12 protein-coding genes are annotated in these 14,266 nt (G+C 72.4%); 1 reads left to right on the top strand and 11 read right to left on the bottom strand.

The window, feature by feature from the left end; all coding sequences use genetic code 11:
* The first annotated feature begins 14 nt into the window (after positions 1-14).
* Positions 15-2,483, top strand: coding sequence for a CapA family protein (locus tag ACRAKJ_RS12940; protein ID WP_438926393.1), 2,469 nt, complete (start codon positions 15-17; stop codon positions 2,481-2,483).
* A 120-nt stretch (positions 2,484-2,603) separates the two neighbouring features.
* Here ACRAKJ_RS12940 and ACRAKJ_RS12935 read toward each other — a convergent pair whose 3' ends face one another.
* The 11 genes from ACRAKJ_RS12935 to ACRAKJ_RS12885 all read right to left on the bottom strand — a co-directional run bounded on the left by ACRAKJ_RS12935 (position 2,604) and on the right by ACRAKJ_RS12885 (position 14,257).
* Entirely contained in the window at positions 2,604-4,130 is a 1,527-nt protein-coding gene (locus ACRAKJ_RS12935) for an FAD-binding protein (protein WP_438926394.1), read from the bottom strand.
* A gap of 126 nt (positions 4,131-4,256) precedes the next feature.
* Positions 4,257-5,129, bottom strand: a complete 873-nt coding sequence (locus tag ACRAKJ_RS12930) for an LLM class flavin-dependent oxidoreductase (RefSeq protein WP_438926395.1) — start codon at positions 5,127-5,129, stop codon at positions 4,257-4,259.
* 12 nt (positions 5,130-5,141) lie between these two features.
* Complete coding sequence (locus tag ACRAKJ_RS12925; RefSeq protein WP_438926396.1) at positions 5,142-6,491, bottom strand: aminotransferase class V-fold PLP-dependent enzyme; 1,350 nt, start codon at positions 6,489-6,491, stop codon at positions 5,142-5,144.
* Entirely contained in the window at positions 6,476-7,243 is a 768-nt protein-coding gene (locus ACRAKJ_RS12920) for an SDR family oxidoreductase (protein ID WP_438926397.1), read from the bottom strand. The genes ACRAKJ_RS12925 and ACRAKJ_RS12920 overlap by 16 nt, the downstream gene beginning before the upstream one ends.
* The gene (locus tag ACRAKJ_RS12915; protein WP_447008947.1) at positions 7,240-8,106 is read right to left on the bottom strand and encodes a sulfurtransferase; all 867 of its coding nucleotides are present in this window, start codon (positions 8,104-8,106) and stop codon (positions 7,240-7,242) included. The genes ACRAKJ_RS12920 and ACRAKJ_RS12915 overlap by 4 nt, the downstream gene beginning before the upstream one ends.
* Before the next feature lie 18 nt (positions 8,107-8,124).
* Positions 8,125-9,297 (bottom strand): MFS transporter, encoded by a 1,173-nt coding sequence (locus tag ACRAKJ_RS12910; RefSeq protein ID WP_438923510.1) that lies wholly within the window; start codon positions 9,295-9,297, stop codon positions 8,125-8,127.
* Between the two features lie 29 nt (positions 9,298-9,326).
* Positions 9,327-9,857, bottom strand: coding sequence for a cupin domain-containing protein (locus ACRAKJ_RS12905; RefSeq protein ID WP_438923511.1), 531 nt, complete (start codon positions 9,855-9,857; stop codon positions 9,327-9,329).
* Positions 9,854-11,080, bottom strand: coding sequence for a styrene monooxygenase/indole monooxygenase family protein (locus ACRAKJ_RS12900; protein ID WP_438923512.1), 1,227 nt, complete (start codon positions 11,078-11,080; stop codon positions 9,854-9,856). The genes ACRAKJ_RS12905 and ACRAKJ_RS12900 overlap by 4 nt, the downstream gene beginning before the upstream one ends.
* A complete protein-coding gene (locus ACRAKJ_RS12895; protein WP_438923513.1) occupies positions 11,077-12,219 on the bottom strand; it encodes an LLM class flavin-dependent oxidoreductase in 1,143 nt (380 codons plus the stop codon). Before ACRAKJ_RS12895 ends, ACRAKJ_RS12900 begins: the two co-directional genes overlap by 4 nt.
* Positions 12,216-13,460, bottom strand: a complete 1,245-nt coding sequence (locus ACRAKJ_RS12890) for a styrene monooxygenase/indole monooxygenase family protein (protein ID WP_438923514.1) — start codon at positions 13,458-13,460, stop codon at positions 12,216-12,218. Before ACRAKJ_RS12890 ends, ACRAKJ_RS12895 begins: the two co-directional genes overlap by 4 nt.
* Positions 13,460-14,257 carry a TauD/TfdA family dioxygenase gene (locus tag ACRAKJ_RS12885; RefSeq protein WP_438923515.1) on the bottom strand — a complete coding sequence of 266 codons (798 nt, stop codon included), beginning with the start codon at positions 14,255-14,257 and terminating at the stop codon, positions 13,460-13,462. The genes ACRAKJ_RS12890 and ACRAKJ_RS12885 overlap by 1 nt, the downstream gene beginning before the upstream one ends.
* Positions 14,258-14,266: the final 9 nt, after the last annotated feature.

The following is a 14,266-nucleotide window of genomic DNA, read 5'->3' as shown; positions in this document are numbered from 1 at the left end:
AAGGGTTATCTGCTGTGGGCATCATCGGCACGTTGAGACACCGGTGGCCGTGGGTCGCCATCCCCCTCGTCTTGGCCGTGGCCGCGGGAGCCGTGGTCCACGCGGTCAGCGACACCGACTGCGACGGCTGCCTCCGCCCCGCGGGCGGCAGCAGCATCGCCGTGCGGCTCAAGGTCCTCGACGAGTCCGGCGAACCGCTGGAGGGGGCCACCGTCACCGTGCACTCACCGCTGGGCACCCCGGTCGCGCTGACCTCCGACGACGACGGCGTGGTCGAGGCACCCGAGCTGCCCGGACCCGCCACGGCCGTCGTGACCGCGGACGGCCACCTGGCCGAACCCGTCCCGCTGGGCTGGTCGGACTCCGGCAAGGAGGTCGACGTGACGCTGTTCTCCCGTAGTGGCGGCAGGTTCGCCGTCCACTCGGCGGGCGACGTGATGTTCGGCAGGCGCTACGCAACACCGGCCCAGGAGGAGTCCAGCGGGCGCGCGGAGCCGCTGATCCCCGCCGACGACGCCGCGGCCGGCGCGGAGGACGTGGTGTCCGCCATCGCGCCCGCCTTCGCCGCCGCCGACTTCCGCACCGCCAACGTGGAGACGGTCATCAGCGACAAGCCCGCGGGTGCCGCCTACCCGGGCAAGCGCTACATCCTCCAGTCCGCCGGCCCCACCGTGGCGGGCCTGCGCGCGTTGTCCACGGACCTCGCGGTGCTGGCCAACAACCACTCCCGCGACCTGCTCGACGCCGGCGTGGCCGACACGCGCGCCGCCCTGTCCGGCGCGGGCATCGCCACCGTGGGCGCCGGTGCCGACGCCACCGAGGCCACCGAGCCGCACCGGCGCGAGGTCGCCGGCACGGGCGTCTCCGTGCTGGCCTACACCAGCGTGGACGGTTCGTTCGTCAACGAGAGCTTCCCCGCCGCGAGCGCGCGACGACCCGACGACGTCGCGGAGTCGGACCGGTGGCAGTACGACACCAGGACGTGGGGCTACCCGGCCGCGGGCGTGCCGTCCGCGCCGCGCCGCGTCCGCGAGGCGTGGGAGCGGTTCAGCGCGGCCGAGGAACGCGCGTCCGACGAGCAGGTGGCCGGCATGTGGGCGTCGCTGGCGGCCGTCTACCCCGAGGTGCAGGACTGGGTGGCGCGACGCGGCCACGGCGGGGCGGCCCGGTGGGACGCCGAGGCGTCGACCGAGCGGATCAAGCAGGCCGCGGCGACGTCCCCGCTGGTGATGGTCCAGGTGCACGCCGGTTTCCAGTTCCAGGAAGCGGCGTCGGACAACATGCGCGACATCGCCCGCAAGGCGATCGACGCGGGCGCGGACGTCGTGGTCGCCCACCACCCGCACGTGCTCCAGGGGGTCGAGTGGTACAGGGGCAAGCTGATCGCCTACAGCCTCGGCAACTTCGTGTTCGAGCAGAACTTCCTGGCCACCTTCGCCAGCGCGTTCCTGCGCACCGTGTGGGAGGGCGACACCCTGCTGGAGGCCAGGCTCTTCCCGCTCGAACTGGTGGACTACAAGCCCGTGCCGGTCACCGACTCCGCCGCCGAACGCGTCCTCGCCCGCGTGTGGGAGCGCAGCACGCTGCCGCTGGAGTCCTACCGCGACGACACCGGCGCCGTCCGCACCCGCCCGAACGGGGGCGGCACACCGGCGCAACTGGTCCTGGAGCGGCACACCGGCCGCCTGGTCACCGGTGCCCCCGCCCGCCGCGCCCAGGAGCAGGACGTGGCGCCCGGCGCGGTGGTGGACCTCCCCGTGACGGCGTCGGAGCTCGTCAAACCGACCGGCGGCGACGCCATGGACATCGGGCGCGACCTCTACGGCTGGGGCCACTTCGAGGACGAGACCGCCGACGCAGCCGTCAGCGAAGCCGTGCACTGGAGCGTGAACAGCAAGCGCGAGGGCACCCGCCCGGGTGACGCCGCGCAGGGCCTGCGCGCCCTGCGCCTGGAGGTGCGCGACGGCGACTCGGTGCAGAGCAGGCCGATCGCCCGCATCCCCCTGCCCCGCCACCGGGCCTACGAGGACAAGGGCGGCAAGGCCGTCCCCACCGACCCCGAACCGTCCTACTCCCTGGTCACCGAGGTCCGCCGCTCCTCCACCGCGACCGCGGAGGTCCGCTTCGACATCTACCACTTCGACGACAGCAACCCCGCCGAGGACCCCACCTCGGAGGTCGTGGCGACCCTCACCAGGCCGGTGGACGTCCCCGCGGACGGCCGGTGGCACCGGGTGGTCGTCGACCTGACCGTGCCCGAGCTGGACAGCGGACCGTCGACGGGCAACATGGTGATGCCGTACCTGAAGGTGACCGGCTCCTCCGCCCAGCCCGCGTGGGTGGACGTGGACGAGCTGCGCTTCGTCGAGTGGCGTGACGCCCGGGGCGTGGCGAGCGCCCACGGTGCCTTCACCCTCGCCCGCAACCGCGGCACGAGCGCGACGACGCTGCCCTACGAGGTCCTGTCCCCCGGCACCCCCTGAGCCGACCGGCGGCACGCCCGGGCCCCGGTTTTCGGCACCGCACCGGCGTCACCCGTTCCCGGCGTGCACCGGGCGCCGGTCACCCCCGCGGCGACACGGGGGTGACCGGCGCCGGCCGGATCAGGGCAGCCGGACGGACTGGCCGTGCCGGAACGTGTCGCGCGGGTCCCACCGGCGCTTGACGTCCTGCAACCGGGCGTAGTTCTCCTTGTAGTACAGGAAGTGCCACGGCACGCCGGAGGTGTTGAACCGTGGGTCCCCGAGGTCGACGTCCGGGTAGTTCACGTAGCACCCGTCGGTCACGTCGTCGGGCACCGGCACACCGCCGGTGCCCGCGTACACGGCCGCGTAGGAGTCCCTGGCCCAGCCCGTGTTCTCGTCGTCGTCGGCCGGGTCGCCCCAGAACACCTGCCACTGCAGCTTGAACGCCGAGTCGCGGTGCACGGAGGCCGTGGCGCCGGGGGCGACCGAGTTGATGCGCCCCCCGTAGGACGTCAGCTGCACCGCGGCGGTGGGGTTGGCGTAGTCCTCCCGCGCCAGGTGGTCGAACAGCGCCCGGAGTTGGTCGTCCGGGAAGGTCCCCCGCATGAACGCCGACTTGTACTCGGCGCGCAGGGTCGGGTCGTTCAACGTGCTGTTCGTCGTCCCGATCATCCGGATCGCCTGCAACCAGGGTTGTCTCCGGGCCTGCGCGAACTGCGGCATCGCCGGCAGGTCGCCCAGCGGCGCGACCAGGGCGCTCGGCGTGGCGGTCACGCCGCTGCCCACCCGGTCCACGTAGTCCGACAGCATCCGCTCGGCCCCCGGCGCCGACGCGTCCACCAGCGCGAGCATCCCCAGTCGCCCCGCCGACCGGTGCGTGAGGACGAGCTGGCTGATCAGGGCGCGGGCGGGGTTGTCCGGGGCCTTGTTCTCCACGTGCCAGTCGGCGTAGTTGCGGGTCAGGCGGTCGAACTGGGTGCGGCTCAGGTCGTCCCACGACCAGCTGAGCGCGCTGACCAGCAACTCGGCCGGCGGCCGGGGCAGCAGCCGGCTCGGGTCGTGACCGGTCGCGCCCGGGGTGCGGAACCAGTAGCGCGTGACCACGCCGAAGTTGCCGCCCCCGCCACCGGTGTGCGCCCACCACAGGTCGCGGTTCGGGTCGTCCCGGTCCCGCGTGGCGATCACCGCGCGGGCACGGCCCCGGGCATCGACCACGACGACCTCCACCGCGTACAGGTGGTCGACGACGAGACCGTGCTGCCGGCACAGCGGTCCCCATGCTCCCCCGCTCACGTGGCCGCCCATGGCCACCGAGTAGCAGAACCCGGCGGGTACGACGACCCCCCACTCCGAGTAGGTCGTCTGGTACGTCCTGAGGATCGTGGCGCCGGCCTGGACGGCGACAGCGCGCCGGTGCGGGTCGAAGCACACGTCGTCCATCCGCGACATGTCGAGCACGACCTGGACCTCGGGGTTGAAGATGAAGTCCTCGTAGCAGTGCCCGCTCGACCGCACGGCGATGCGCTTGCCCCGGTCGACCGCGTCCTGCACGACGGCGACGACCTCCTCGGTCGAGCCGACGACGTGCACGGACTCCGGTGTGCCGACGTAGCGCTGGTTGAGCCCGCTGACCAGGTACGCGTACCTGGGGTCCTCCCTGGTCACCGCGGTCGTCCGAGCGGTCCCCCCTCGTCCGGCCACCACCGGCGACTCCCCCGCCGGTGACGCCGTTCCCTGCGGTAATGCCGTTCCTCGCGATACCACTGTTCCCCCTTGGTGCTGATACCGCTGTTACTCGCGAAGGCTCGGGATGAGCTCGCGGGCAACGCGCTCGAACTCGTTCCGGTGGTCCTCACCGGGCCAGTCGAGCACGAAGTCGGTGATGCCCAACCGACCGAACCGGTCGAAGACCTCCTCGTAACCGTGTCTCCCCCACTTCGGGTCCCACGGTCCGAAGATGGTGTACGAGCGCCTGATCAGCGCCGGGTCGCGACCGGCGTCGGCGGCGATGCGGTCGATGGTGCGGGTCTGCGCGGCGGTGGCGCGCAGGACCTCCTCGGCGGTCGCGCCGGGCGGGCCGTGGGTGTTCCAGACGTCGGCCAGTTCCGCGGCGACCCGCAGCACGGTGGGCGACTGCCCGCCGAGGGTGATCGGCGGTCGCGGTGACTGCACCGGGCCCGGCGCGGTCGCGACGTCCTTCACCCACAACTTGGAACCGGAGTGGCTGTAGGTCGGACCGGTCGCGCGGAGCAGCCCGTCCACGATCGTCACGTAGTCCGCGAAGCGGACCATCCGCTCCCTCGGAGACCAGGGTCGCTCCCCGACGCTGTAGTGGTCCCAGTCGAACAGGCCCGCGCCGATGCCCAGCTCCAGACGCCCCCCGGACAGGTGGTCGATCGCGACCGCCTGCCTCGCCAGGTGCGCCGGCGGGCGCAGGACCTGATTGGCGACGAGCGTGCCGATCCGGACCCGCCGGGTGCTCACCGCGGCGGCGGCGAGCACCGCCCAGCTGTCGTGCCAGGTGTTGCGCCGGTCCCGGAGGTCACCGCTGTGGTCCGGGACGAAGACCTGGTCGAACCCGAGGTCCTCCAACCACCGGAACCTCTCGACCAGCGTGTCGAACGGCTGGTCGGGGTAGAGCATCACACCGAACTTCCCGGACATCCCCATCCTTCGTCAGCTCAAGAACTCGGGCGACGGCCGCGGATCGGGTACCGGCGCCCACCCGTGTGCCTGTTCCCGGTACCTCCACCGGGGGCCGGTCTCAACGATGTCGCGCAACGCGTCGAGGAACCGGTCGACGTGCTCGGTCGTGGTGCCGATCCCGATGCTGGCCCGCAGCGCCCGGCCGGGGTTCCCGCCGCTCGTGTCGCGCACCATGGCCCGCACCGCCTGGTGGGCGCAGAAAGCACCGTCGCGGACGCCGATGCCGTGCTCGGCGGCCAGCGCGGCGGCCACCAGCCGGGGGTCCGCCGGCGCGTCGACGCTGAACGACACCACACCCAGGCGCGGGTGGTCACCGTCCCACATCCGGAGTTGGCGCACGCCGGGGATCTCGGCGATGCCCTGCCGCAGCCTGATCGCGAGTTGCTGCTCGTGCGCGGTGATCGCGCTCCAACCGACGGTCGACACCGTGTCGCAGGCGACCGCGAGCGCGTGGGCGCCCACCACGTTGGGGGTGCCGCCCTCGTGCCGGTGCGGCAGCCCCGACCAGGTGACGCTCTCCACGCCCCCTTCCTCCGCCACCAGCGCGGTGGCGCCGCCGCCGAGCAGGTACGGCTCGGCGGCGGCCAGCCAGTCGCGGCTGCCGACCAGCACGCCGGCGCCGAACGGCGCGTACAGCTTGTGCCCGGACAGGGCGACCCAGTCCAGGCCCCAACCGGTGGCGTCGATCGGTCCGTGCGCGGCCAACTGGGCGGCGTCGAGGACGGTGCGGGCGCCGTGCGAGCGCGCCACCTCGACCAACCGCGCCACCGGCCACACCTCGCCGGTCACGTTCGACGCCCCGGTGATCACCACGAGCTTGGGTCCGCGCGGCGCGGCGGCCAGCGCCTCCTCCAGGCGCGAGACCGCGTCCACCGCCCCGGTGGGCATCCCCAGGCGGCACACTCGCGCGCGCCGCCACGGGAGCAGGGCGGCGTGGTGATCGGTCGAGAACCTGAAGACCGTCGTGCCCCCCGGTAGGGCGTGCCCGAGCAGGTTGAGCGCGTCGGTGGTGTTGCGCGTGAACAGCACGGTGGCGTCCGGCCGGGCGCCGACGAACCCGCGGACCGACGCGCGCGCCCGTTCGTAGACCCGCGTGGAGACCTGCGAGGTGAACCCCGCCCCGCGGTGCACGCTGCTGTACCAGGGCAGCAGTCGTTCCACCGCGAGGCGCACGTCCACCAGGCACGGCGTGCTGGCGGCGTAGTCGAGGTTCGCGTACGGCACGCTAGCCCCGGTGACCAGCGGCACGCGCAGGTCCGCGCCGACGACGCCCGGCAGGGTGCCGGCCAGGACCGGGGTGGCTTTCACCGCGCTGTCCACCCGCCGTCCATGACCAGCACGGACCCGGTGAAGAAGGCGGCCTCGTCCGCGGCGAGGTAGGCCACCGCCGAGGCGGCTTCCTCCGCGGTGGCGATGCGCCCCAGCGGGTGCATGGAGCGGAACAGGCCCGCCATCTCCTCGTCACCGCCCACCGACCCGCGGTACATCGGCGTGTCCACCGAGGCGAGCGCGAGCGCGTTGACCCGGATGTTGCGCGGCGCGTACTCCAGGGCCGCCGCCTTGGTCAGGCCGATGACCCCGTGCTTGCCCGCCACGTAGGGGCTCACGCCCATGCCGAGGCCGACCAGGCCCAGTTGGGAGGCGTTGTTGACGATCGTCCCGCCCCCTCGTTCGAGCATCGCCGGGATCTCGTGCCGCATCGAGAGGAACGTGCTGGTCAGCACGGTGGCGATGGTCGCGCTCCAGGTGTCGGGCGTCTGATCGGCGACCATGCCCGGGGTACCGAGCGAACCTGCGTTGTTGAACGCGATGTCCAAGCCGCCGAAGTGCTCCCGAGCCGCGTGCACCGCGCGCGCCAGGTCGTCGTCCACCTGCACGTCGGCGCGCACCGCGACCGCGGCACCACCGGCCTCCTCGATCTCCTTCGCCACTCGGTCGAGCTCGTCGGTCCGCCGGGCCGCGAGCACGACACGGGCGCCCTGCGCCGCCAGCACCTTGGCCGCGGCTTCCCCGATGCCCGAACTCGCGCCGGTGACCAGCGCCACCTTGCCGTGCAGTCGTCCCGTCGTCACCGGTTCCGCCCTCGATGGGTGCGCTCGACCGGTACCCCGATCAGCGATCCGTACTCCGCCCAGGAACCGTCGTAGTTCCTGACGTCCGGGCGTCCCAGCAGTTCACGCAGCACGAACCAGCTGTGCGCCGATCGCGCGCCCACCCAGCAGTAGGTGATCGTGCCCCTCGCGGGCTCCAGGTCGGCGTAGAGCCGTTCGAGCTCCTCCCGCCCCTTGAACGTCTCGTCGTCGTTCACGACCGCGTCCCACGGGATGTTCAGCGCGCCGGGCACGTGCCCGGCGCGCTGGGCCACCTCGTGGGGGTTGTTGCCGGGCGCGAACGCCTCGCCCGCGAACCCCGGTGCGAAGATCGCACCGGCGTACTCCTGGGGCGTGCGCACGTCGAGGATGTTCCCGGTGCCGATCGCGGCCAGCACGTCGTCGCGCGTGGCCCGGACCGACGGGTCGGGGACGCGCACCCGGTACTCGGTGGCCGGTCGCCCGGTGACCTCGGGGGACAGCGGGCGGTCCTCCGACTCCCACTTGCGGCGACCGCCGTCGAGCAGCCGCACCGACCGGTGCCCGTGCAGGGTGAAGTACCAGTAGGCGAGCGCGGCCAGCAGGCCGGCCGACGCCGAGCAGAGGACGACGGTGTCGTCCTCGCCGATGCCCTTGGCGGACATCAGCCCGGCGAACTCGTCCGGACCGACGACACCCAGTCGCACGTCGTCCTGGAACTCGTCCCACCCGATCCACACCGCGCCGGGCAGGTGCCCCTTCCGGTATTCGGTGTCCTCGTTGCCGGTTTCGACGAACACCACCCCGGGCGTGTCCAGGTTGCGCTCCGCCCAGTCGCCGTCCACCAGTGCCGTTTCACCGGTCATCGATCCTCCCAAGTGTCGTCATGCCGCGGGGACTTGCGAATCTCCGGCGCGCACGTCGGTGCGGTCGCGGTACCAGGCGAAGCAGCTCACGAGGATGCCCAGGCCGGTGACGGCGGCGGCGACGAGGTACACCTCGCGCAGCCCGACCCCGACGATGACGCGGCCGCCCAGCCACCCGGCGAAGGCGGCCGCGAGCTGGTAGGCGGACGCGTTCACGGCGATGGCCAGCGTCGGCGCCGTGCTGGCGGTCCGCAGGACCCGCGCCTGCATGCCGGGGACCACCGAGAAGCCCAGTGCCCCGACCACGAACACCATGATCCCGACGAACACGGTGCTGGAGCCGACCACCCACATCAGCACCAGCGCCCCCGCGAGCAGCGCGAGCAGCCCCACCTGGGACGGCATGAGCGCCCGGTCCGACAGCCAACCGCCCAGCAGGTTGCCGACCGTGGCGCCCACGCCGTACACCAGCAGCAGACCGGCGACCGTGCCCGCGGAGAAGCCCGCGACGTCGGTGACCAGCGGGGCGAAGTAGGTGAACACCATCAGCAAGCCGGCGTTGCCGATCGCCGTCACCAGGATCGCCAGTTGCACGTCCCTCCTGCGGAAGACCTTGAGCTCCGCCACGGCCGACGTGCCCGTGTTCGCGACCGCCGGCACCAGCTTCAGCACCATCAGCAGACCGACCGCGCAGATCACCCCGATGAGGATGAACGTGGCCCGCCAGCCGAAGTTGTTGCCCACGAACGTCCCCATCGGCGCGCCCAGGATCATCGCGATGTTCATGCCGAAGACCAGCTTGGACACCGTGGAACCCTGCTTTTCCGGCGGCACCGTCGAGGTCGCGATGACGATGGCGTTGGCGAAGAACGTGGACGTCACCAGCGCGGTCACCACCCGGGCGGGGAAGAGCACCTCGTAGGCCGGCGCGAACGCCGACGCGACGTTGCCGGCGACCGCCACCAGCAGCAGGATCAGGATGAGCGGTTTGCGCGGGAAGCGGGTGGTCATCGCGGTCAGCACCGGACCACCGATGATCATGCCGATGGCGTACGCGGTGACCAGCAGACCGGCCGCGGGGATGGAGACGCCCAGGTCGGTGGCGACGTCCGGCAGGATGCCGGCGATGACGAACTCGCCGGTGGTGATGCCGAAGACGCACACCATCAAGGCGATGAGTCTGAGACGCATGTTGTTCCTCGTTGAGCTGGGTGCTGTTTCTACGGGGTGGGGGCGGGCCCGGCGTAGCCGTAGCCGTACTCGCCACCGAGTTCGATGAGCCGGTCCAGGTCGGGACCGGCTTCCGGACCGAGGTCCTCGGTCGGTAGCGTGAGCGCCTTGGCGCGAGGGATCTCCGCGGCCAGGAACCGGTCGAACTGCGGGCGTTCACCCGGTGTGGGGGTCGAGTGGATCGTCAGGAACCTGATGTCCGGTGACACCGCGACGAACCCGTGCGGAACCGCCTTGGGGATGATCATCGTCGTGCCCGCCTCGGCGATGAGCTCACGGCCGCCGGACACCATCCGCAGCCGGCCGTCCAGCACGATGAACACCTCGTCCTCGATCGTGTGGTAGTGCAGCGGCGTGGTGTAGCCGCGCTTTCCCGTGTGCTGCACGACGGTGAAGCTGTCCCTGGTCACCTCACCGGGTACGAGGACCTGGGCGAGCCCGCCGAGGAGCCACACCGCCGTCTGGTCCGCCTCGGGGATCAGCACGCCCCGTGCGTCGATGTCGATTCCCAGGTTCGTCATCGGGCTCCTTCGAGGAAGTCTGCGAGGAAGGACCTCACGCCGTCGGGACCGTTCAGGGTCCGCCACATGGCGACGGGGTCGTGGAACATGTTCACGAAGGCGTCCGCGATCCGCTTGTCCTCGGCCGCCTTCCCCAACAGCTCCACGACGTGCGGAGGCGGCGGGGCCAGGAACGCGTTGCTCCACTCGACCACGTGCCGCGCGTGCTCCCAGAGCCGCTCGGCGGCCCTCCCGCAGAACTCCTCGTCCAGGCGCCCGGACGCGCCGGCGATCAGCCCGGCGAGCGCGAAGGCCGAGTGGGAGCCGAGGTTGGCCCCCTGCGCGGTCAAGGGGTCATTGGTGATCCACGCGTCGCCGATGGCGATCGCGCACCTGCCGCCGTCCAACCGCGTCCACTGCCGGCGCACGACCGGGGTGACGCCGCCCTGTGCCACCTCGCCCGGGCCGATGAGCCCGAAGTCGCCCACGTCGACGCGGTCGCGGAGGTCCGGCGCGAACTCGGCCACCAGGGCGAGCACATCGCGGTGGAACGTCGCCGGGTCGCCATCGGCGTCGACGTGGCTGACGGCTTCGAGCGGACCACCCGGCACGGCCTCGAAGGCGAGCACGTCGGCGCGGCCCCGGGGCGACAGGAAGGGGATGCGGAAGATCTCGCCGATCCCCGGCAGGAAGTACAGGTCCAAGGAGTGCGGTACGTCCTCGCGGATGCCGTGGTACAGACCGCTGCACAGGATGCGCTGCGGCTCCCGGTACGGGCTGCGCGCGTCGTCGCGGGGAAACAGCTCGCGCACGGAGCGGTCGCCGTTCGCCACCACCACCAGGTCGTGCCGCCGCGCGACGTCGTCGACCCGGCTCGGCCCGAACCGCACGTCGCCGCCTCGCTCGACGAAGACCTCCAGCAGGTGGGGCAGGTAGACCCGGAAGTCCACCACGCTGGACGGCGGGTCCAGGTCGGCCAGGAACCGCTGGGGCGGTCCGTCGACGCCGATGGCGACCGACCAGGCGCGCACCTGCGCGTCCGCCGACCGCCAGGCCACCGTGCCGAGCTGCTCCTCCCGCCGCTGGGTGGGACCGAACCTCGCCGGGAAGTTGCGCGGGCGACCCGAGGCCAGTTCTGTCGCGGACTGCGCGGAGTACACCGTCGCCGGCAGGCCCAACTGCTGCAGCCGCAGTGCGAGCTGCAGGCCGGAGATGCCGGAGCCGACGATGCCGATGCCGGTCACGCCGTCACGCTCCCGGCAGGCGCTCCCGCGCGCAGCTCGGCGCTGAGCCAGGCCAGCGACTCGACGGTGAACCGCGCGGCTTCCGGTGACGCCAGCGCGGACACCGGGATCAGCACCGGGTGCCTCATACCGGCGTCGACCAGGTCGCCGATCCGGTCCAGGACGGTCTGCCTGCTGCCGACGAGGGCCTGCGCGGCCACCACGTCGTCGGGCACCGCCGCCAGCGCACGCGTCACCTCCTCGCGGGTGAGCCGGTGGGGCAGCAGTTCCTTGAGGCCCCGGTACCCCTCGCCGAACGGGTGGACCGCGCCGTGCTCCCGCCACGCCGCCGCGCTCGCGTGCAGCGCGGTGAAGCGGATGGCGTCGGCGCGCAGCAGTTCGCGCGCCTCCGCGTCGGTGTCGGCCACGACGATCGGCACGCCACCGGCGGCGACGATCGCGTCGGGGTCCCGGCCGGCCTCCGCGGCAGCCGTTCGCACCACGGCCAGTCGCCGCGCGTACTCGGCGGCCGGCACCAGCTCCGACGGCACCCACCCGTCCGCGTACCGGCCGGTGAGGGTGAGCATCCGCGAGCGGTTCGCGCCCACCCAGATCTCGGGTGCGCGCCCCTCGGGCGCCCGGAGCCCCATGAGGGCCTTGTCCAGAGAGAAGAACCTCCCGCTGAAGTCGTGCGGCCCGGGGCCGCCGAAGAGCAGCCGCAGCACCTGCAGCGCTTCCTCGACCCGGTCGACCTGGCGGTCGTGGGCCACGCCGTACGGCTGGAGGTTCTCCAGCGCGCCGGCGCCGATGCCGAGCACCGGGGGCCGCTCGGTCAGCTGCGCCAGGGTCAGCGCGGTCTGGGCGAGCACCGCGGGGTGCCGCCGGTTCGGGTCGGTGACGCCGATGACCAACTGCACCGGTCCGGCCTGCGGGGCGAAGTTGCCGAGGACCGTGGCGAAGTCCAGGCACTGGTCCGGTGTGGGCAGCACGGTCGCCAGGTAGCTGAAGTCCGCGTCCCACGCCTGCGTCGGGAAGACGTTGATCAGGTGGTCGAAGACCAGGAAGGCGTCCATGCCGGCGGCGCGCGCCAGGGCGAGCAGGTCACGGCCGCCGTCGATCGGGCCGACCGCGTCCCAGGCCAGTCCCACCTTCACCCTCATGCCCCACCCCCGGTGGAACGCGCCGCGGTGATGAACCGCTCGGTGTCCTCAGGTCGCTCGATGCTGTGCCACATCCGGTCCGGGCGGTCGAGGTTGGCGATGAACGCGTCCGCGACGCGCTGGTCCTCGGCCGCGGCGGTCAACAGGGACAGCACCTGCGGCGGGGGTTGTCCGAGGAAGGTGTTCGTCCAGTCGACCACGGGGCGCGCCTCGGACCACAACCGCTCCGAGAGCTGTCGGCAGAACTCCCCGTCATGGGGGCCGGTGTGCTCCGACAGCGCGTCGGCCACCTGGAACGCCTGCCGGGAGCCGAGGTTGGCCCCCTGCGCGGTGAGCGGGTCGTTGGTGATCCAGGCATCCCCGATCGCCAGGGCGAACCGCCCGTCGGCCAGTTCCGCCCAGCCCCGCCGGACCGTCGGCACGACCGCCCCCTGGAGCACGTCGTCGGGTCGGACGAGTTGGAACTCCCGCTCGTCCACGCGTTCCCTCAACGAGGGCGCGTGTTCGGTGATCAGGCCCAGGACCTGTTTGGCCACGAGGTGGGGATCACCCCGGTGGTCGCCGCGGGTCACCGCCTCGAACGGACCGCCGGGCACGCCCTCCACCAGCACCGCGTGCACCCGGCCGCCGAACGAGTGGTAGGTCGGCGCGTGGATCTCGCCCACCCCGGCGATCATGTCCATGGTCATCCCGGGAGGGTCCGGCGGGCGGATGCCGTGGAACAGCCCGCCCAGCAACGCCCTCGGCGCCTCGCGGTACGGCGAGCGCGCCTCGTCGCGCGGGAAGACGTCGGCCAACTCGCCCCGCCCGGCCGCGACGACCAGCAGGTCGTGCCGCTCCGCCAGCCGGGCGAGCTGCGCCCGGTCGGCCGGTCGGTGCCGCACCACCGTCCCGCCGCGGGCGTTCAGCTCCTCCAGCAGCGACGCCAGGTACATCCGGAAGTCGACCGAACTGGCCGGGCTCGGCAGCCGCCCCCGGAAGGACAGCCCCTCCCCGCCCTCCAGGCGCATGTGCATCCAGCTGTTGTCGAACTCGCCCGACAGCCACCGGGTGACGCCGAGCTCGCGCTCCCGCTCCCTGGTCGAGGCGAAGCGGGTCACCAGGTTGACCAGGGGGCCGCTCCGGATCTCCTCCGGGTCGCCGGGCGTGTACAGCGTGCAGTCGATCCCGCGCTGGTGCAGCCGCAGCGCCAGGTGCAGGCCCGAGATGCCTGCACCGACGATGCCGATCCCCGCCCCCATCAAATGACCTCGACCCGCTGCAGGTGGCGCGTGGTGGGGCCGGTGAAGGCGTTGCGCCCGTGGACCAGGGAGAAGTTGTCCGCGATCAGGATGTCACCGGCCTGCCACGGGTGGTCGTAGCAGTACTCGCGCCGGTGCAGCCGCTCGGCCATCGACCGCAGGAAGGTGTCGACCTGTCCCTGCTCGACGCCGTCCACCGTGACGTGCACCGGGTTCTTGTAGACCGCCGGGTCCAGCGGCTCGGCGAACCTGAGGACCGGGACACCGGTCGCCGGGTGCTGCGAGATCAGCCGCTCGGTCACCTGACCGCCGTAGTGCGCCAGCTTCTCCGTCTCGTAGGTGACGCTGATCCGCGACCACTGCTCGCGGGTCTCGGCCTCCGCGTCCCGGTACACCGCCGTGGTGTCGCAGAAGACCGTCTCGCCACCGGCTTCCTCGGCGGCGTCCAGGCACTGGAAGAAGAACCAGCGCGGGTCGGCCTCGACGAAGGCCCCGTCCCAGTGGAACGGCACGTCACCGCTGGCGAACAGGTAGTTCTTCGGGTCCTCCTGCACGACCAGGTCGACCACCTCGCCGGGCTCCCACTTGAGCACCTCGCCCCACTGGCGGCAGTAGTCGGCGAACTCCTGCTTCGCCATCAGGTCGAACCCGCGCAGCACCAGGACGCGGGACTCGATGGTCCAGGTGGCGAGCGTCTCCACCGGGATGTCGGCGACCCGCGCCCCACCGGGGGCCTGGACGATGCGGCCGAACGGGCGCAGCGGGGTGTGGATCAGCGTCTCTGCCGGTGATGTCATGTCGGAGCC

This window comes from Saccharothrix sp. DSM 118769 (assembly GCF_052936295.1).
This window is presented reverse-complemented; position numbering and strand designations above follow the sequence as displayed.

Bases quoted from the DNA above. Each gene is read 5' to 3' on its own strand.
- ACRAKJ_RS12930 (WP_438926395.1), bottom strand. From the start codon at position 5,129: ATGTCCGGGAAGTTCGGTGTGATGCTCTACCCCGACCAGCCGTTCGAC.
- ACRAKJ_RS12890 (WP_438923514.1), bottom strand. From the start codon at position 13,460: ATGGGGGCGGGGATCGGCATCGTCGGTGCAGGCATCTCGGGCCTGCAC.
- ACRAKJ_RS12895 (WP_438923513.1), bottom strand. From the start codon at position 12,219: ATGAGGGTGAAGGTGGGACTGGCCTGGGACGCGGTCGGCCCGATCGAC.
- ACRAKJ_RS12905 (WP_438923511.1), bottom strand. From the start codon at position 9,857: ATGACGAACCTGGGAATCGACATCGACGCACGGGGCGTGCTGATCCCC.
- ACRAKJ_RS12910 (WP_438923510.1), bottom strand. From the start codon at position 9,297: ATGCGTCTCAGACTCATCGCCTTGATGGTGTGCGTCTTCGGCATCACC.
- ACRAKJ_RS12915 (WP_447008947.1), bottom strand. From the start codon at position 8,106: ATGACCGGTGAAACGGCACTGGTGGACGGCGACTGGGCGGAGCGCAAC.
- ACRAKJ_RS12885 (WP_438923515.1), bottom strand. From the start codon at position 14,257: ATGACATCACCGGCAGAGACGCTGATCCACACCCCGCTGCGCCCGTTC.